Below are 18,040 nucleotides of genomic sequence, written 5' to 3'. Positions count from 1 at the left end.
GGGGAATACACATGGCTCAATCCGCACTCAATATGCAAAACGGCGTGTATCGCCGCCGCCGCATCGTCAACCGCTGCATGCTCACCGTCTCCCTGGGAGCCCTGCTGTTTGGTCTGTTCTGGCTGTTCTGGATCATCCTGACGCTGTTGGTGAAAGGCGCGCCTGCGCTGTCGTACACGCTGTTTACGGAAATCACCCCTCCCCCGGGGCAGGGCGGCGGCCTGATCAACGCCATTGTCGGCAGCCTGCTGATGGCTGGCGTAGGCACCCTGATCGGCACGCCGATCGGAATTCTGGCAGGCACCTACCTGGCGGAGTACGGCCAGCGCGGTTGGCTGGCGCCCGCCACGCGCTTTCTGAACGACGTGTTGCTGTCGGCGCCGTCCATCATCATCGGCTTGTTCATCTACGCCGTGTATGTGGCGCAGGTGGGGCATTACTCCGGCTGGGCCGGCGCCCTGGCGCTGTCCATCCTGGTGATCCCGGTGGTGGTTCGCACGACCGACAACATGCTGCTGCTCGTCCCCAACAGCCTGCGCGAAGCGACCGCCGCGCTCGGCTGCCCCAAGTGGCGCATGATCACCATGGTCTGCTATCGCGCCGCCCGCACTGGCATCATCACCGGCGTGTTGCTGGCCATTGCCCGCATCTCCGGTGAAACCGCGCCGCTGCTGTTCACGGCGCTATCCAACCAATTCATGTCATGGAATATGAACGCGCCCATGGCCAACCTGCCGGTCGTTATTTATCAGTACGCCGCTAGCCCCTTCAAGGACTGGAACAACCTGGCCTGGGCAGGCGCCACGCTGATCACCCTGCTGGTGCTGGGGATCAACATCATTGCCCGCAATATGTTCCGCAAGTCGTAAGTCTGCGTATCGGCACTAGGAAAACACATGGAAAACACCGCACAAGCCGTCAAGTCCAAGATCGAGGTCAAGAACCTCAACTTCTACTACGGCAAATTCCACGCGATCCGCAACGTCAATATGTCGATCCGCGAGAACAAGGTCACCGCCTTTATCGGCCCTTCGGGTTGCGGCAAGTCCACGCTGCTGCGCACCTTCAATCGCATGTTCGAGCTTTACCCCGGCCAGCGTGCCGAGGGCGAAATCCTTTTGGACGGCGAGAACCTGCTCACTTCCAAGACCGATATTTCCCTGATCCGGGCCAAGGTCGGCATGGTTTTTCAAAAGCCCACCCCCTTTCCGATGAGCATCTACGACAACATCGCCTTCGGCGTACGTCTGTTCGAGCGACTCTCCAAGGGGGAAATGGACGAGCGCGTGGAATGGGCGCTCTCCAAGGCTGCGCTGTGGAACGAGGTCAAAGACAAAATCCATCAAAGCGGCAACAGCCTGTCGGGCGGCCAGCAACAGCGCCTCTGCATTGCACGCGGCGTGGCCATCAAGCCTGAAGTGCTGCTGCTCGACGAGCCCTGTTCCGCCCTGGACCCCATTTCCACGGCCAAGATCGAAGAGCTGATCGCCGAGCTCAAGCATGAATACACCGTCGTTATCGTGACCCACAACATGCAACAGGCCGCCCGCTGCTCCGATTACACGGCCTATATGTATTTGGGTGAGCTGATGGAATTCGGCGCCACCGACCAGATTTTCGTCAAACCGGCCCGCAAGGAAACCGAGGACTACATCACTGGCCGTTTCGGCTGATGCCAGCCCCCGCCCAGCGATGCCGCCGCCGTTGCCGGGGGTTTTGTATGGGTGGCGGATCGCTTAGGACATTCTCTGGCCCCTATGTGAGTCCGCATCTGTTATAGTGCCTGCCTTCGGGGCGTAGCGCAGCCTGGTAGCGCATCTGCTTTGGGAGCAGAGGGTCGCGAGTTCGAATCCCGCCGCCCCGACCAATATCCATGCGGGTCTTCAGATTCCCGCAGTGCAAGAAAAGTCTCTAGGTGGACCGGCCACCTGAAAAAAAGGCTCCAATCTCATCGAGGTTGGGGCCTTTCTGTTGGTCCACCTGAATTCGGTCAAGTTTCGGGGATCGCGTCGGTAGTCGGCCGGTCATTCAGCCAGCGCTGTAGGTCGGTAGCGCGCCACCCCACGCGGCCAGCACGTAGTTGGACCGGATGCGGGCCTTTCTTGATCAGGTCGTAGACAGTCCATTTGGCCAGCCCGATAACGTCCTTTAGCTTACCGATACGGGCTATCCAGACGCATCGCGTCTTTTGACGCGAAGTCCAGAGCTTGGCCTGAGCCGCGCGCAGAGCAGACCTGCTATCGGGGTCTTTAAGTTGGGTGGATATGATCCCGAAAACTGCCTTTTTGCCTCGCAGCCTAGCCCTGGCCCTAGCGCGAGACAGTGAGTCATCGTGCGACCGGGCTGGAGAAGAAACTTCGGCCAGTTTTCGATTAAGCGGGCCGGTGCGTTTTGAGCCAGTCCTTTAGCGCCGCATCAATACGAGTCTGCCAGCCCGCCCCGGATGCCTTGAAGGTATCCAGCACTTCGGGCGAGAGCCGGATAGTGACAGCCTGTTTGGTCGGGGACTTTTGCGGCCCACGGCGGCGCAGGCCGAGCTTTGCTTGAAGCGCGGTAGGCAACACCTCGGATGCGGGCTTGGCGCGGGCGAGTTCCGCCTCGCCCCATTCGGGGCTGTCCTTGTCGATCATTTCAGGATTGGGTTTTTTCATAGCGGGCTACCTTTCGGCTGTTGGCCTTACGCAGGCGGATAACGCGGATGGCTTCGGCGTGCACGGTAAATACAAGCATGTAAAGCCGTTCGTCAACCTTGCCCAGGGTTTGGTAGCGAACTTCGCTGTAGCCCTGGCGGGCATCTTCAATGACCAGCGCGCCGTTCCAATCGAAGCCATGAACCAGTTCAAACGTCAGTGGTTTGAGCCACGTAGTCGGTCTGCTGCCTTGGCCTTAAGGTCGCGCGAGGCGCCGAGCGGTTCGTGAGCGGGCCGCTCACCGGGGCCGCTGCAGCGATCGCGCGTTTTACGACGCCAAGCAAGGCGGCCGCAATCGCATCGAATCGGCGCCCTCAGTGTTTTCCCGATGGAACAAGTTGCCATGGCATTTGTTCCATTGACGATACATTAGGACACCCCTAGAGTTCCCGCCATGGGAACCTCACTACCGCTACCGAAGTATCACCAGATCTACCTCGTCCTGCGCGAACAGGTGCAGGAGGGGCGTTTCGATCAGGACGGCGTGCCGGGGGAACATGCGCTGGCCGACCAGTTCGAAGTCGCCCGCATCACCATCCGCAAGGCGATGGAGATGCTCGTGGCCGATGGCCTGGTGTCGCGCCGGCCCGGTCTGGGCACTTGGCCGCTGCGCGCGGCGGCGAATCCCGCCAGCGCGCCCAAGGCCGGCCCGCCGCAAAAGGCCAATCTGACCGGCCTGCTCGAAAACATCGTCAACATGGGCCTGCGCACGTCGGCGCAGGTGCTGGACAGCACGCTGGTGTCGGCGCCGCCCCTGGTAGCCGAAGCGCTGCATCTTGCGCCGGGCGCGTCGGTGCACAAGAGCCTGCGGGTACGCAGCACCGAGGCGGGCCCCTTGTCTCATATCACGACTTATGTGCCGCAGGCCGTGGCCGACTTCACCCGCGAGGACCTGGAGCGCGAACCCCTGCTGATGCTGCTGGAGGCGGCCGGCGTGGAGTTCGGCGCCGCCACGCAGACCATATCGGCGCGGCTGGCCGACGCGCAGGTGGCGCGTCACCTGGACGTGGCCGTGGGTTCCGCGCTGCTGGCCGTGACGCGCATCGTGTGCGATGTGAACGAACGGCCCGTGCAACTTCTGCAAGGCCTGTACCGGCCGGATCGCTATCAGTACCAATTGCTGCTTTCACGCGTCGGCAGCATCGACGCCAAGGTCTGGGTCAGCGAAGAGCTATCCGCCCAGTTCCATTGACCCCCGGAGATCGTCCATGAATTCGCGCCGCACCTTCCTCTATCAATCCGCCGCCGCTGCCGCCTTAGTTTCGGCGCCTTGGGTGGTCCGCGCCCAGAGCGCCAAGCCCGTCAAGATCGGGGTCCTGCACCCGGTGACGGGAGCGCTGGCCTATTCGGGCCAGCAATGTCGCCTTGGCGCACTATTGGCGATCGAGGATATCAACAAGGCCGGCGGTATCAAGTCGCTGGGCGGCGCGCCGCTGGAAGCGGTGCTGGGCGATGCGCAATCGCGGCCCGAGGCGGGCTCGGCCGAGGTCGAGAAGATGAACGAGGCGGGCGTGTCGGCCATCGTCGGCGCCTACGCCTCGGCGATCTGTCTGGCCACGACGCAGACCGCGGCCAAGTACAACCTGCCGCATGTGGTGGACGTGGGCGTGGCCGACCAGATCGTCGAGCGTGGCCTGAAGAACACCTTCCGTTTCGGCCCGGGCTACCGCGCTTCTAGCGAACGCGCCATCACCGACCTGGCGGCGCTGAACGACGCTGCGGGCAGGCCCGCCAAGACCGTGATGATCGTGCATGAGGATTCGCTGTTCGGCACTGGCACCGCGGCGCTGCTGTCGAAGTCGCTGCCGCAGCACGGCTTCGAGGTCAAGGACGTGGTCAAGCACCCGAATCCGACCCGCGATTTCAACAACATCGTGCTGCGCATGAAGTCTCTCAATCCGGATATCGTGATTCCGGCCAATTACTACAACGAATACGCCTTGTTGTTGCGTGCCATGAGGCAGCAGAAGGTGCAGCCCAAGGCAATCTACTCGGTGCTGGGCGGCGCGGCCTCCAGCTATAAATTCCTTAAAGAATTCCCCGATATCGCCAACGGCATCATCGATTGCAACCACTGGTTCAATCCCAAGGATGCGCGCGTGGCGCCGCTGAAGGCGCGCGTCGAGGAGAAGGGCGCCTACTTCAGCTACGAGGTCTTCATGACCTATACCGCGATGATGCTGTTGGCCGACGCGCTGGAACGCGCCAAGTCCGCCGACCGCGCCGCCATCACCGAGGCTCTGGCGTCCAGCACCTTCGCGGACCACATCATGCCCTATGGCCCGACCAAGTTTGTGGACGGCCAGAACACCGGCGCGCAGCCCTTGCTGACGCAGGTGATCGGCGGCGACATCAAGGTCGTCATCCCGGCAGACTACCGCCAGGCCGACGCCATCTTTCCGCTAAAGGCCTGAGCGTGCTCGATCCCGCCATCCTCTTTTCCTCGGTGCTCAACGGCCTGACCACGGGCGCGGTGTACGCGCTGATCGCCCTGGGCCTGACCTTGATCTACGGCGTGCTGCACATCATCAATTTCGCTCAGGGCGCGGCCTTGATGGTGGCGCTGTACGCCGTGTACCTGCTCAAGGACCGCCTGAACATCGATCCCTATGCCGCCTTGCCGCTGGTGGTGGCGGGCATGTTCGCGCTGGGCTACGCCTTGCAGCGTTATGTGATTAACCGCGCCAGCCACGGCAAGGACGAGAACATCCTGCTGGTGACGCTGGGCCTGGCCATCGTGATGGAGAACTTGGCGCTGGTGTGGTTCAAGTCGGATACGCGCACCATCGAGACTGCCTACACGCTGTCGACGGTAGAGATCGGGCCGGCCATGATCGCCTTGCCCAAGATTATCGCCTTTTGCGGCGCGCTGGCGGTGGCAGCGGTGCTGTTCTGGATTATCCGCAGCACGGATCTGGGCCGCGCGATCCGCGCCGTGTCCAAGGAAAAACAGGGCGCCAAGCTCATGGGCATCGACGTGGAAAAGGTCTATGCGCTGTCGTTCGGCATAGGCATGGCCTGCCTGGGCGCGGCGGCCTGCTTCCTGCTGCCGGCCTATTACGTAAATCCGCAGGTGGGTAGCGGTTTCGTGCTGGTGGCTTTCACCATCGTGGTGCTGGGCGGCATGGGCAGCTTCGTGGGCGCGTTGGTCGGCGGCTTGCTGATCGGGGTGGTGGAGTCCATCGGGGGCCTGTTCCTGGGCGACTCGCTGGGCCAGATGGGCATTTTCGCGATCTTTATCGCGGTGCTGCTGTTTCGCCCGCAGGGGCTGTTCGGGGCGAGGGGCTGAGCATGGGCAAGGATTTGTTGACTATCGCGCTGTTCGGCGCGGCGCTGGTGGCCGCCACCGCGTTGACGGAGTCGGGCGTGGCTCTGACCTTCGTGATGATGTCGCTGTACGCGGCCCTGCTATCGCAGGCCTGGAACATTCTGGGCGGCTATGGCGGGCAGCTGTCGTTTGGCCACGCCTTGTTTTTCGGCGTGGGCGCCTATGCCCAGGCGCTGGCGCAGTTGAACCTGGGCATCAATCCCTGGCTGGCGCTGCCCATGGCTATCGCGCTGGGCGCGCTGGTCGGGCTGGCGGTGGGGGGGCTGACGTTCCGCTATGGCCTGAAGGGTTCCTACTTCGCGCTGGTGACGCTGGCTTTCGCCGAGGTGTTCCGCATCCTGGCGCTGTCGGTGTCGTTCACCGGGGGCGGCGCGGGCCTGATGTTGCCGTTGCAAGAGGGCGTGGCGAATATGCAGTTCGGTTCGCGCCGCGGCTACATCTACCTGTTGTTGGGCTTCGTGCTGCTGGCGCTGCTGGTCACGGCCTGGCTGCGCCATTCGCGCTTCGGCGCCTATCTGCAGGCGGTGCGCGACAACGAGGACGCGGCGCGCGCCATCGGCGTGAATCCGCTGCGGGTCAAGCTTGGCGGCATCGCGCTGTCGGCGGCCTTCATGAGCGCGGCGGGCGCCTTCTATGTGCAGGTGTTCCAGTACATCGATCCGGGCATCGCCTTCGGTACCGCGGTGTCGGTGGAAGCCCTGGTGGGCGCCATCGTCGGCGGGCTGGGCACCTTGTGGGGACCGCTGCTGGGGGCGGTCACCTTGCATGCGCTGAGCGACCTGACGCGCAACCTGTTCGGCGAATTGCCGGGCATCAGCATGGTCATCTACGGCGTGGTGCTGATCGTGATCGTGATGTTCCTGCCTCGCGGCATCACCGGCAGCGGACAGGCGCTGAGCCGTTTGTTCAACGCCAAGGAGCGCACCCGTGTCTGAGATTCTGCTGCAAGCGCGCAATCTGTCCATCACCTTCGGCGGCCTGAAGGCGGTCCAGGACGTGAGCCTGGACGTGCGCCAGGGTTCGCTGACGGCCCTGGTCGGTCCCAATGGCGCGGGTAAGACCACACTGTTCGGCCTGTTGTCCGGCTTTCTCAAGCCCGGCTCCGGTTCGGTGCATTTCGGCGGCGCCGACATCACCGGCCGCCCGCCGCACGAGTCGGCGCGGCTGGGACTGACGCGCACCTTCCAGATCGTGCAACCCTTCGGCGCGCAGACGGTGCGCCAGAACATCGCGGTGGGCGCGCACTTGCGCCTGGGCAATCGCCGCGAGGCGCTGGCCGCGGCCGAGGAAGTGGCCGCCCGCGTCAACTTGCAAGCCTTGCTGGACCGTCCGGCGGCGGACCTGACGGTGGCGGGGCGCAAGCGCTTGGAGTTGGCGCGCGCGCTGGCCACGCGGCCGCGTTTGCTGCTGCTGGACGAAGTGCTGGCAGGGCTCAACCCCAGCGAGATCGACGAGATGATTCCGGTGGTGAAAAAACTGACCGACGACGGCGTGACCGTGCTGATGATCGAACACGTGATGCGCGCGGTGATGAGCCTGGCCGAGCAGGTATGGGTGCTGGCGCAGGGCCGGCTGATTGCTTCGGGTACGCCTGGCGAGGTCACCCGCGATGCGGCGGTGGTCGAGGCCTATCTGGGCCAGGGCGCGGCGGCCAGGCTGGCCGCGCAGGGAGCGCCGGCATGAGCGCGCTGCTGGAAGTCCAGGGCTTGCGCGCCGGCTACGGTCGCATGGAAGTGTTGCGCGGCATCGACCTGCGGGTGGACCAGGGCGAGATCGTGGTGCTGCTGGGCAGCAACGGCGTGGGCAAGTCCACCTTGAACAACACGGTTTGCGGGCTGTGCCGGCCCTGGGGCGGCACGGTGCGCTTCGAGGGACAGGACCTGACCGGCCGCCATTACCGCGAGGTGGTCAAGGCCGGGCTGATCCAGGTGCCGGAAGGCCGGCGCGTGTTTCCTAACCTGAGCGTGCGAGAAAACCTCGAGCTGGGCTCTTTCACCCGGGCACGAGAGCGCCGCGCCGCCAATCTGGAGAAGGTGTTGCACATCTTCCCGCGCCTGCGTGAACGCCTGGCGCAACTGGCCGGCACCATGTCGGGCGGCGAACAGCAGATGCTGGCGATCGGCCGGGGCCTGATGGCCGAGCCTCGCCTGCTGATCCTTGACGAACCTTCGCTGGGCCTGTCGCCGCTGATGGTCGAGGAGCTGTTCGGCCTGATCGGACGCCTGCATAGCGAGGGACTGGCGATCCTGCTGGTCGAGCAGAACGTGGGCCAGTCCCTGGAGATGGGACAGCGCGCCTATGTGCTGGAAAACGGGGCGGTGCGCTATAGCGGCGCCTGTTCGGAACTGATGGCCAGCGACGACGTGCGCCGGGCCTATCTCGGGATGTAGCGATGGCTGAGCCTCAATCGCTGGCCCAGAAGCTGATCGCGGCGGCCTGTGGCCGTTCGTCCGTCGCCGAGGGCGAGATCGTCACCTGTGCGGTCGACCTGGCCATGTTCCATGACTCTAGCGGCCCGCGCCGCCTGCAGCCCATGCTGGAGGAGCTGGGCGCCAAACTGTGGGACCCATCAAAGGTGGTGCTGGTTATCGACCACTACGTGCCCGAATCCGATGACGAGTCGCGCCGCATCGTGCGCATCGCGCGCGATTGGGCGGCCGAACAGCGGCTGCCCAATGTCTACGACTCGCTTGGCATTTGCCACGTGGTGGTGCCGCAGCACGGCCATATCCGCCCCGGCATGTTCTGCGTGGGCGGGGACTCGCATTCGCCCACCGGCGGCGCGTTCGGCGCCTATATGTTCGGCATCGGCAGCACCGAGATGCTAGGCGTGGCGGTCACCGGGCAGATCTGGGTGAAGGTGCCCCAGACCCTCATGATGCGCTGGAACGGCCGCCTGGCGGAAGGCGTGACGGCCAAGGACATGATGCTGCGCATGATAGGCCGCTACGGCATGAACGGCGGCCGCTACCAGGCGGTGGAATTCTGCGGCGAAGCGGTGCGCGCGCTGTCCATGCAGGAGCGCATGACCCTGTCCAACATGAGCGCCGAACTGGGCTCGCAGGTGGGCCTGATCGCGCCCGACGAAACGACTGCGGCCTATTTGCGCGAGGCGGGCGTGACGGAGGAACTGGATCTGGCGCGCTGGTGCAGTGACGAAGGCGTATCGGCCGAATGGCAGGATTTCGACGCCGCGGCGCTGGCGCCGCAGGTGGCCGCTCCGCACAGTCCGGCCAATGCCCGCGACGTAGATCAATATGCCGACGTGCCCCTGCAGGTCGCCTATATCGGCGCCTGCACGGGCGCCAAGCTTGAGGACCTGCGCGCCGCAGCCAGCGTGCTGCGCGGCCGGCGGTTGGCCGCCGGCATGCGGCTGATGGTGGCGCCGGCCAGCCAGCAGGATCAGCGTCAGGCCGAAGCCGAAGGCGTGATGCAGGCGCTGCGCGAGGCCGGCGCGGACGTGTTGGCCACGTCCTGCGGCGCTTGCGCCGGCTATGGCGGCTCGATCCCCGACGGCGCCAGCGTCATTTCCACCACGGCGCGTAATTTCAAGGGGCGTATGGGCTCGGAAACGGCCCAGGTCTACCTGGCTTCGCCTTATACGGTTGCGGCGTCGGCGGTGGCCGGCCGCATCGCCGATCCTCGGGAGTTCATGGCATGAGCGAGCAGTCTGTGACGCACCGCGTCTGGCGCGTGGGCGCGGATATCGACACTGACGCGCTGGCGCCGGGCGCCTACATGAAGTTCGGCATCGACGAGATCGCGCGCCATTGCCTGCAACGGGTGCGGCCCGAGTTCGCCGCCAATGTCCGGCCTGGCGACGTGCTGGTGGCGGGGCCCAACTTCGGCATCGGCTCCTCGCGCGAGCAGGCGGCAGCGGCGCTGGTGCGCCTGGGCGTCGCTGCGGTCGTCGCGCCGTCCATCAACGGCCTGTACTTCCGCAATGCCTTCAACGTGGGCCTGCTGCTGCTGACCTGCGAGCAGGCCGAAACCCTGCAAGAGGGTGAACGCATCTCCCTGGACCCCGCCGCCGGCCGCATCCGCCGCGCCGGGGGCCAAGCCCCAGAACTGCATTGCGACACCGTGCCCGCCTTCCTGCTGGAAATGGTGCAGGCCGGCGGACTGCTGAATCTGCTGAAACAGCGCAAGACTCATTAGGAAGGACATCATGCTAGATCCCGTCACACTCGCGGTCCTCAAGGGCCGCCTGGAACAGATTGCGGACGAAATGGACGCCACGCTGTACCGCAGCGCGTTCAATCCCATCATCGCCGAAGCTCATGACGCCTGCCATGGCATGTACGACGCAGCCACAGGCGCCACGCTGGTGCAGGGCAAGTCCGGCCTGCCGGTGTTCGTGGGCGCGATGGCCTTCGCCGTCAAGGCCGCTGCCAAGGCGGCCGCCGAGCGCGGCGGCATGGTCGACGGCGACGTATGGCTGTTCAACGATCCCTATGAAGGCGGCACCCACGCCAATGATTTCAAACTGGTGCGTCCGGTATTCCGTGGCGGCAAGCTGTTCTGCTTTCTGGCGTCGGCGGCCCATTGGCACGACGTGGGCGGCGCCGTGCCGGGCAACTACAACCCGGCCGCCACCGAGTGCTGGCAGGAAGCCGTGCAGATTCCGCCGGTGCGCATCGTGCGCGCCGGCGTGCTGGACTTGGATGTGCTGGCCATTCTGAAGGCGAATACCCGCCTGCCCGACAGCCTGTGGGGCGACTTGAACGGCCAGCTGGCAGCGCTGGAGCTGGGGGCGGGCCGGCTGGACGGCTTGCTCGATGAATATGGCGACGCCACCGTGCTGGAGTCGCTGGACACCTTGCGCGAGCGGGCGCGCCGCCTGATGCGCGACCATATCTCGCGGCTGCCCGACGGCGAGTACGCCTTCGAGGACATGCTGGACAACGACGGCGTGCGCGACCAGCCCTTGCGCATCGCGCTCAAGCTCAGGGTCGACGGCGAACGCCTGACGCTGGATTTCACCGGCACCTCGCCGGCCTGCGCCGGCCCGGTGAACATCTCTCGCGCCACGGCGATCGCGGCCTGCTATGTCGCCTTGAAGCATCTTTTTCCGGACGTGCCGGCCAATGCCGGCGTGCTGGACGCGGTGGAGGTGGTGCTGCCGGACGGCCTGGTGATCTCGGCCGACCGCCCGCGGCCGGTGGGCGGCTATACCGAAACCATCCTGCGCATGATCGACGTGATCTTCTGCGCCATGGCCCAGGCCGAGCCCGGCCGTGCGCTGGCGCAGGCCTACGGCACCATCAATGCCTTGTCGATCGCCGGCTATCGCAGCGATGAAGCCCGACGCGGCCAGCGCTGGGTGATGTTCAGCTTCTTTGGCGGCGGCCATGGCGGCCATTCGGACGGCGATGGGCTCAGCCACGGCAACGCGCCCATCTCTACGGCCACTATCCCGCCGCTAGAGATCCTAGAAGCGGCCTATCCCGTGCGTTTCACCCAATGGGCGCTGCGGCCGGATTCGGCGGGCGACGGCCAGCACCGCGGCGGGCTGGGCGCCATCTATGAAATCGAATTGCTGGAAGACAGCGCCGAGGCCTTCATCTTCGGCGAGCGCGGCCGCAGCGAGCCCAAGGGCATTGCCGGTGGCGGGGACGCGGCGCTGAACGTGTTTCGCTATCAGCAGGACGGCGGTTGGCAGACCCCACCCATGAGTTCGAAGATGCGGGGCATCCAGCTCAAGCGCGGTGAGCGGGTGCGTCTGGAGACGCCAGGCGGGGGCGGCTACGGCGAGCCTGCCGCGCGCACGCAGGCGGCGCGCGAGCACGACCGCAAGATGGGTTATGTGGGTGAAAATCTGAAGGAGCAGGCGGCATGAGCGCGGCACAAGGCTTGGTGGTAGGCGTGGACGTGGGCGGCACGTTTACGGATATATTCGTGCTGGACGAAGCCGCAGGCAGCGCCCGCGTAGTGAAGGTGCCTTCGACCCGTGGCGAGGAAGCGCGCGGCTTTATGAATGGCATTGCCCGCGTGGCCGATGGCGCGAACGCCATCGCCACCATCGTGCACGGCACCACGGTGGGCACCAACGCGCTGCTGGAACGCAAGGTGGCGCGTACCGGCATCATTACCACGGCGGGCTTTCGCGACGTGCTGGAAATGCGCCGGCGCGACCGGCCCCAGACCTGGGGCCTGCGCGGCAACTATGAGCCTGTGGTGCCGCGTGATCTGCGGCTCGAGGTCGACGAACGGGTGCTGGCCGACGGTACGGTACATACGCCGGTGGACCTGGCCCAGGTCGAGGCCGCGGCCCGGCAGTTGCTGGAGCAGGGCTGCGACGCAGTCTGCCTGTTTTTCGTCAATGCCTATGCCAACCCCGTCAACGAGGCGCAGGCCGCGGCCTGCGTGCGCGCGCTGTGGCCCAATGGCAATGTCACCGCCGCGACCGAGGTGCTGCCCGAGATCCGCGAATTCGAGCGTTGTTCCACGGCGGCGCTCAACGCTTCGCTGCAACCGGTGGTGGGCAGCTATCTGATCCGGCTGGAATCGGACCTGAAAGACAACGGCTTCGGCGGCGAGCTGCTGGTGGTGCAGAGCAACGGCGGCGTGATGTCGCGCCAGACTGCCTGCGACGTGCCGGTGCGCACCGCGCTGTCCGGACCGGCAGCGGGCGTGATCGCCTGCGCCGCTATCGCGCGCGCCGCCGGCTTTCCTAACGTAGTCAGCGGCGATATGGGCGGCACTTCGTTCGACGTGTCGCTGGTGGCGGGCGGGAATGCCTCGCTGTCCGCGCAGACCGCCATCGACTTCGGCATGGTGGTGCGCGCGCCTATGATTCAGATCGAGACCATAGGCGCGGGCGGCGGCTCGATCGCCAGCGTGGACGCGGGCGGCTTGCTGCAGGTGGGCCCCGAGTCCGCCGGCAGCATCCCGGGGCCGGCCTGCTATGGCCGGGGCAATACCCGGCCCACCGTGACCGACGCCAACGTGCTGCTGGGTCGCATCGCGGCCGAGCGCCCGCTGGGCGGTGGCCTGCTGGCGCAGATGGACGTGGAGTTGGCGCGCGCCGCCATCGAGGAGCACGTGGCCAAGCCGCTGGGTCTGGACGTGCATGCTGCGGCCGAGGCCATCTTGACCGTGGCTAATGCCAAGATGGCGGGCGCGATCCGCGTCGTGTCCATCGAGCGCGGCCATGATCCGCGCAAATTCGCTTATATGCCGTTTGGCGGCGGCGGCGCGCTGCATGTCTGCGCCATGATGAATGAGGTGGATGCCGCCCGCGGCATCGTGCCGCGCTATCCGGGCGTCACCTCGGCCCTGGGCTGCGTCATGGCGGATATGCGTCATGATGGCGTACAGACGCTGAACGTGGCGCTGGATGCGCTGGACGCGGACGATCTGCTTGCCCGCATCGACGGCCTGGCGCTGGCCTGCCAGGAGCGGCTGGATTCCGCCGGCGTGAGCTTCGAGGGCATACACGAAAGCATCGAGCTGGATATGTTGTACGTCGGCCAGAGCCATACCGTGCGGGTGGAAATCGGCCGCGGCGAGCTGCACCGCGCCGGCATCGGCGCGGCCTTCGATCGCGCCTACCGCGCCGCCTTCGGCCGCAGCTTGGAAGGCATCGCGGTGCGCATCCTGAACCTGCGTTATGCGCGCATCGGCCAGCGGCCCAAGTTCGACCTGGCACTGCTGGCCCCGACCAGCACCGAGATGCCAGCCGCGCTGGGCACGCAAGCCGTCTTCCACGACGGGCAATGGCATGACGCCGTGCGCTACGCCCGCCTGGACCTGCCGGTAGGCGCCGAAGTGGCGGGGCCCGCCATTCTGGAGCAGCCGGACACCACGATCTGGATCGAGCCGGGCTTTGTCGGCCAGGTGGATACCCTGGGCAATCTGCTGATCGCCCGCCAGGCCTAGTGTGAACCCATCCCAGGAGCGGCCCATGTCTGCCTTCGACCCCCGTAGTACCGCGCTGGTCATCATCGACCTGCAGAACGACTTCCTCGCGCCTGGCGGCGCTTACGACCGCGGCGGCGCGGTCAGCCCGCAGGCGCGCGCCCTGCCGGCCCGCGTGGCGCCCGTGGCCCGCGCGCTCAAGCAGCAGGGCGGCTTTGTGGCGGCCAGCCAGTTCACCCTGTGGCCGGACGCGCAGGGCGAACCCATGATCTCGCCTCACCTAAGGCAGCTACGTCCCTTCCTGCGCAAGGGCGATTTCGTCGCCGGTTCGCCGGGACAGGCCAATGTGTCGGAGCTGGACGGGTTGGTGGACGTGTCGGTCTGGAAAGTGGCGTATTCCGCCTTCTTCAACACCCAGCTGGACTGGGTGTTGCGCCGCGCCGGCATTTCCAGCGTGGTGATCGCCGGCATCGTCACCAACGGCGGCGTTGCCAGCACGGCGCGCGACGCCCATATGCGCGACTACCACGTGGCGGTGCTGGCTGATGGCTGCGCGGCGCCCACACCGGCCATGCACGACGCCGCGTTGGCGGATCTGCGCACCGTGGCCGACGTGCTGTCCTGCCAGGATTTGCTCGGCAGGTTGGCCTCGTGAGCGCGCCACAGGTCCTGCGCGGGGCCGCGCCCGACGCGGTCACGGTGCATGTGCCGATAGCCATCATCGGCGCGGGCGCCTGCGGCTTGACCGCTGCGCTGCGCCTGGCCGATGCCGGCATCGAAACCGTGCTGATCGAGCGCGATGCCGCGCCCAGCGGCTCTACCGCCTTGTCCTCGGGTTTTATTCCCGCAGCGGGATCGGCGGCCCAGCATGCTGCCGGCATCGAGGACGACGCGCTGCGCTTTGTCGCGGACATACAGGCCAAGGCCGGCGGCGCGGCGGCAGAGCATCTGGTCGCCGCCTACGCGGGCGCGTCCGCCGCCGCCTTGGACAATCTGGCGCGCCATGGCCTGACCTTCGAGGTGCTCGATGGCTTTCTTTATCCGGGCCACACCGCCCGCCGCATGCACACCCTGCCTGAGCGCACCGGCGCGGCCCTGGTCGCCGCGCTAGAGCGCGCCGCCACGCAGGCCGGCGCCTATCTGCTGACCCGCGCCCTGGCGCGGCAGATTTGGACGGACGAGGACGGCCGCGTCACCGCAGTAGGCTGCGAGCGGCCGGACGGCTCTATCGACGTGATCGGCTGCGACGTGCTGCTGCTGGCCTGCAATGGCTTTGGCGGCAATGCGGCGATGGTCGCCCAGCATTTGCCGGCCATGCGCGAGGCCGTCTACGGCGGCCACGTCGGCAACGATGGCAGCGCCATCGAATGGGGCGCGCAGCTGGGCGCGCGTCTGGCCGACATGGGCGGCTACCAGGGCCACGGCTCCTGGGCCACGCCCCAGGGCGCGTTGATCTCCTGGGCCGTGATGATGGACGGCGGGGTGCAGATCAACCGCGAGGGACGCCGTTTCCACGACGAAACCCATGGCTATTCCGAGGCCGCCGTCCATGTGCTGGCGCAGCCTGGCGGGGTGGCCTGGAATGTATTCGATGACCGTACGCTGGCCCTGGCGCGCGGCTTTCCGGATTTTGTCCAGGCCGAGGCGGGGCAGGCGCTCAAGACCTGCGCGGACAGCGCGGCGTTGGCGGCGCTGATCGGCTGCGACGCCGGCGTGTTGCGCCAGACCCTGGCGGACGCGGCGCCCGGCATCTCCGACGCGCACGGCCGGCGCTTCGAGCGCGCCTTGCTGGCGCCCTACCACGCCGTCAAGGTGACTGGCGCGCTCTTCCATACGCAGGGCGGGCTGGACATCGATGCGCATTGCCGCGTGCTGGATCAGGCGGGCAGGGCGCTGCCGAACCTGCTGGCCGCGGGCGGCGCCGCACGCGGCGTATCGGGTAATGAGGTGTCCGGCTATCTGTCTGGCAACGGCCTGCTCAGCGCCGTGGCGGGCGGCCATATCGCCGCCGCGACGGCCGCATCCTTGCTGGGCCGCGAGTTTTCCTAGGATACAACTGACCATGCAAAAACAGAATCTGCAAGCACAGCTGGCCGGCGGCGCCGTGCTGGCTCCCGGCGTTTACGACGCCTTGTCTGCGTTGATCGCCGAGCAGGCGGGATTCGGGGCCTTGTATCTGTCGGGCGCTTCGATCGCTTATGCGCGGTTGGGCCGCTCGGACATCGGGCTGACCACTTATAGCGAAGTTGAGGACACGCTGGCCCGCATCACCGAGCGGGTGGCAACGCCCGTCATCGTCGATGCGGATACGGGTTTTGGCAACGCCTTGAACACGCAGCGCACGGTGCGCGGCCTGGAGCGCGCGGGCGCCGCCATGATCCAGTTGGAGGATCAGACCTCTCCCAAGCGCTGCGGTCACCTGGACGGCAAGAGCGTGATTCCTGCGGCAGAAATGCGCGGCAAACTGCGAGCCGCAGCGGATGCGCGCGTCCATGCCTCGACCTTGATCCTGGCGCGCACCGATGCCTTGGCCGTGGAAGGCCTGGAAGCCGCGCTGGATCGCGCCGAGTCGTATCTGGAAGCGGGCGCGGATGCGCTATTCATCGAAGCGCTGCGCACCCCCGAGCAGATGCAGGCGGCGTGCAGCCGGTTTGCGCATCGCGCTCCCTTGCTGGCCAATATGGTCGAAGGCGGCAAGACCCCGGTGCAAAACGCCGACGCCCTGGCCGCGCTGGGATTCCGCATCGTGATCTTCCCGGGCGGCACGGCGCGCGCTGTGGCGCACACCTTGCAGGGCTATTACGCCAGCCTGCGCCAGCACGGCACGACTGCGCCGTGGCGCGAGAGCATGCTGGATTTCGACGGCTTGAACGCGGTCATTGGTACGCCCGAGCTGCTGGAGCGGGGACGGCGCTACGAGGGCTGAGGCCGGCCCAGCGCACACCGTCGAGATCGCGCCGCCGGCAAGCGCCGGCGTCGCGAGCGCTAACCGAGCTGTAGGTTGGCCTGATCCGCGAGTTTGCGGAACTTGGCGCCCTCATTGCTGACGAAGGCGGTGAATGCCTCGGGTGTGTTCGGGCTGGCCTGCACACCCAGGGTCAAGAGTTTCTCCTTGACCGCCGGTTTTTGCAGGATGTTGCCGATGTCGGCACTGATCTTCGCGGCCAGCGCGGGCGGCAAGCCTTTGGGGGCGAAAATACCCGCCCATGCGGACAGCTCATAGCCGGGAACGCCGCTTTCGGAAAAGGTGGGAACATCGGGGAGCAGAGGCGAGCGCTCGCTCGTCGTGACGGCAAAGACCTTGACCTTCCCCTCTTTTACGAACGGAAGACTGGCGGTCAGGTTGTCGAAAGCCAGTGGAATCTGTCCGCCCATCAGATCGTTCAGGGCGCCGGCACTGCCCTTGTAGGGGATATGCGCCAGCTTTAAACCCGTCATCTGGCAAAACAGTTCTCCTGCCAAGTGAGGAGACGTGCCGTTGCCGGGGCTTCCGTAGGCAAACTTGTTTGGGTTTTTCCGAACGAGATCGACCAGCTCATCCAGGTTGTTGGCGGGAAAGCTCTCGTTGGCGATGAGCATATTCGCGACGTTTCCGACCAGTGTGAGATGCGTGAAGTCCTTAACCGGGTCGTAGCGGATGTTTTTGTACAGCACCGGGTTGATAGCGTGGGTGCCCACGCCGCCGCTCAGCAGCGTATATCCGTCTCCATCGGCTCGCGCAACGTAATCGGTGCCAATGCTACCGCCAGCACCGGGTTTGTTTTCCACAACGATAGATTGTGCCCATTGCTTACCCAATTCTGAAGCGAGGACGCGGGCGATCAGATCGGGTGCGCCTCCCGGCGTATAGGGCACTACGATCTTGACTACCTTGGAGGGGAAGCCCGGTTCGGCGTGTGCCATCCGGACCCAGGGAAGGACGCCTGCGGCGGCGAGAGTGGTAAGAAAACTGCGGCGGCTTGTCATAAGTGCTCCGTGAAGTTGCCGATGCCGCTTGATCCGAAAAACAGCGAATGGCGGCTGACGGCTGGATCGAAACTTTTTTGTAAAAGGCAGGTGTTTCGCAACGCCTGCGCTTGCTCGCCACCGTCGCCGCCCGTATTTCGCCGGCAACATGCCCCGGCCTTTACCGGCTGATGCGGTGGCTCCCCTTGCTTGCTGC

Annotated in this window: 18 protein-coding genes and 1 tRNA gene; 16 read left to right on the top strand and 3 right to left on the bottom strand. The window is 65.8% G+C overall.

The window, feature by feature from the left end; translation table 11 throughout:
* Nucleotides 1–11: 11 nt before the first annotated feature.
* The 3 genes from pstA (at nucleotide 12) to U0029_RS12690 (ending at nucleotide 1,867) form a co-directional block, all read left to right on the top strand.
* Nucleotides 12–869, top strand: coding sequence for a phosphate ABC transporter permease PstA (gene pstA, locus U0029_RS12700; protein ID WP_012416629.1), 858 nt, complete (start codon nucleotides 12–14; stop codon nucleotides 867–869).
* 27 nt (nucleotides 870–896) lie between these two features.
* Nucleotides 897–1,673 carry a phosphate ABC transporter ATP-binding protein PstB gene (gene pstB, locus U0029_RS12695; protein WP_012416630.1) on the top strand — a complete coding sequence of 259 codons (777 nt, stop codon included), beginning with the start codon at nucleotides 897–899 and terminating at the stop codon, nucleotides 1,671–1,673.
* Nucleotides 1,674–1,790: 117 nt separating this feature from the next.
* Nucleotides 1,791–1,867, top strand: a tRNA-Pro gene (locus U0029_RS12690).
* 505 nt (nucleotides 1,868–2,372) lie between these two features.
* Here U0029_RS12690 and U0029_RS12685 read toward each other — a convergent pair.
* Together U0029_RS12685 and U0029_RS12680 are read right to left on the bottom strand one after the other, a co-directional pair.
* Nucleotides 2,373–2,651, bottom strand: a complete 279-nt coding sequence (locus U0029_RS12685; protein ID WP_114851764.1) for a BrnA antitoxin family protein — start codon at nucleotides 2,649–2,651, stop codon at nucleotides 2,373–2,375.
* On the bottom strand, nucleotides 2,632–2,802 hold the full coding sequence (locus U0029_RS12680; RefSeq protein WP_236824233.1) for a BrnT family toxin: 171 nt from the start codon (nucleotides 2,800–2,802) through the stop codon (nucleotides 2,632–2,634). The genes U0029_RS12685 and U0029_RS12680 overlap by 20 nt, the downstream gene beginning before the upstream one ends.
* A 282-nt stretch (nucleotides 2,803–3,084) precedes the next feature.
* Between U0029_RS12680 and U0029_RS12675 the strand changes: the two genes are divergently transcribed.
* The 13 genes from U0029_RS12675 to U0029_RS12615 are packed head-to-tail and all read left to right on the top strand — an operon-like array spanning nucleotide 3,085 to nucleotide 16,804.
* Nucleotides 3,085–3,882, top strand: a complete 798-nt coding sequence (locus tag U0029_RS12675; RefSeq protein WP_012416633.1) for a GntR family transcriptional regulator — start codon at nucleotides 3,085–3,087, stop codon at nucleotides 3,880–3,882.
* 16 nt (nucleotides 3,883–3,898) lie between these two features.
* The gene (locus U0029_RS12670) at nucleotides 3,899–5,104 is read left to right on the top strand and encodes an ABC transporter substrate-binding protein (protein ID WP_012416634.1); all 1,206 of its coding nucleotides are present in this window, start codon (nucleotides 3,899–3,901) and stop codon (nucleotides 5,102–5,104) included.
* Between the two features lie 2 nt (nucleotides 5,105–5,106).
* Entirely contained in the window at nucleotides 5,107–5,979 is an 873-nt protein-coding gene (locus U0029_RS12665; protein ID WP_114851766.1) for a branched-chain amino acid ABC transporter permease, read from the top strand.
* 2 nt (nucleotides 5,980–5,981) lie between these two features.
* Nucleotides 5,982–6,953 (top strand): branched-chain amino acid ABC transporter permease, encoded by a 972-nt coding sequence (locus U0029_RS12660; RefSeq protein WP_169507407.1) that lies wholly within the window; start codon nucleotides 5,982–5,984, stop codon nucleotides 6,951–6,953.
* Complete coding sequence (locus U0029_RS12655) at nucleotides 6,946–7,701, top strand: ABC transporter ATP-binding protein (RefSeq protein WP_039051607.1); 756 nt, start codon at nucleotides 6,946–6,948, stop codon at nucleotides 7,699–7,701. Before U0029_RS12660 ends, U0029_RS12655 begins: the two co-directional genes overlap by 8 nt.
* Entirely contained in the window at nucleotides 7,698–8,408 is a 711-nt protein-coding gene (locus U0029_RS12650) for an ABC transporter ATP-binding protein (protein WP_012416638.1), read from the top strand. Before U0029_RS12655 ends, U0029_RS12650 begins: the two co-directional genes overlap by 4 nt.
* Before the next feature lie 2 nt (nucleotides 8,409–8,410).
* Nucleotides 8,411–9,679: a 3-isopropylmalate dehydratase large subunit gene (locus tag U0029_RS12645; protein ID WP_012416639.1), complete on the top strand. Its 1,269-nt coding sequence runs from the start codon at nucleotides 8,411–8,413 to the stop codon at nucleotides 9,677–9,679.
* Complete coding sequence (locus tag U0029_RS12640) at nucleotides 9,676–10,176, top strand: LeuD/DmdB family oxidoreductase small subunit (RefSeq protein WP_012416640.1); 501 nt, start codon at nucleotides 9,676–9,678, stop codon at nucleotides 10,174–10,176. Before U0029_RS12645 ends, U0029_RS12640 begins: the two co-directional genes overlap by 4 nt.
* Nucleotides 10,177–10,186: 10 nt before the next feature.
* Entirely contained in the window at nucleotides 10,187–11,857 is a 1,671-nt protein-coding gene (locus U0029_RS12635; protein WP_012416641.1) for a hydantoinase B/oxoprolinase family protein, read from the top strand.
* Complete coding sequence (locus tag U0029_RS12630; RefSeq protein WP_114851767.1) at nucleotides 11,854–13,899, top strand: hydantoinase/oxoprolinase family protein; 2,046 nt, start codon at nucleotides 11,854–11,856, stop codon at nucleotides 13,897–13,899. The genes U0029_RS12635 and U0029_RS12630 overlap by 4 nt, the downstream gene beginning before the upstream one ends.
* A gap of 25 nt (nucleotides 13,900–13,924) precedes the next feature.
* Nucleotides 13,925–14,533, top strand: coding sequence for a cysteine hydrolase family protein (locus tag U0029_RS12625; RefSeq protein WP_114851768.1), 609 nt, complete (start codon nucleotides 13,925–13,927; stop codon nucleotides 14,531–14,533).
* Nucleotides 14,530–15,927, top strand: a complete 1,398-nt coding sequence (locus U0029_RS12620; protein WP_114851769.1) for an FAD-dependent oxidoreductase — start codon at nucleotides 14,530–14,532, stop codon at nucleotides 15,925–15,927. Before U0029_RS12625 ends, U0029_RS12620 begins: the two co-directional genes overlap by 4 nt.
* A gap of 13 nt (nucleotides 15,928–15,940) precedes the next feature.
* Entirely contained in the window at nucleotides 15,941–16,804 is an 864-nt protein-coding gene (locus U0029_RS12615; protein ID WP_114851770.1) for an isocitrate lyase/PEP mutase family protein, read from the top strand.
* Between the two features lie 59 nt (nucleotides 16,805–16,863).
* On the opposite strand, the gene U0029_RS12610 is transcribed toward U0029_RS12615, so the two are convergent.
* Nucleotides 16,864–17,844: a Bug family tripartite tricarboxylate transporter substrate binding protein gene (locus U0029_RS12610; RefSeq protein ID WP_114851771.1), complete on the bottom strand. Its 981-nt coding sequence runs from the start codon at nucleotides 17,842–17,844 to the stop codon at nucleotides 16,864–16,866.
* Nucleotides 17,845–18,040 lie beyond the last annotated feature (196 nt).

Source organism: Bordetella avium (genome assembly GCF_034424645.1).
In the GTDB taxonomy this organism is placed as follows: domain Bacteria; phylum Pseudomonadota; class Gammaproteobacteria; order Burkholderiales; family Burkholderiaceae_B; genus Bordetella; species Bordetella avium.
The sequence above is the reverse complement of the archived record's forward strand: the minus strand, read 5'-3'. Positions and strand labels throughout refer to the sequence as shown.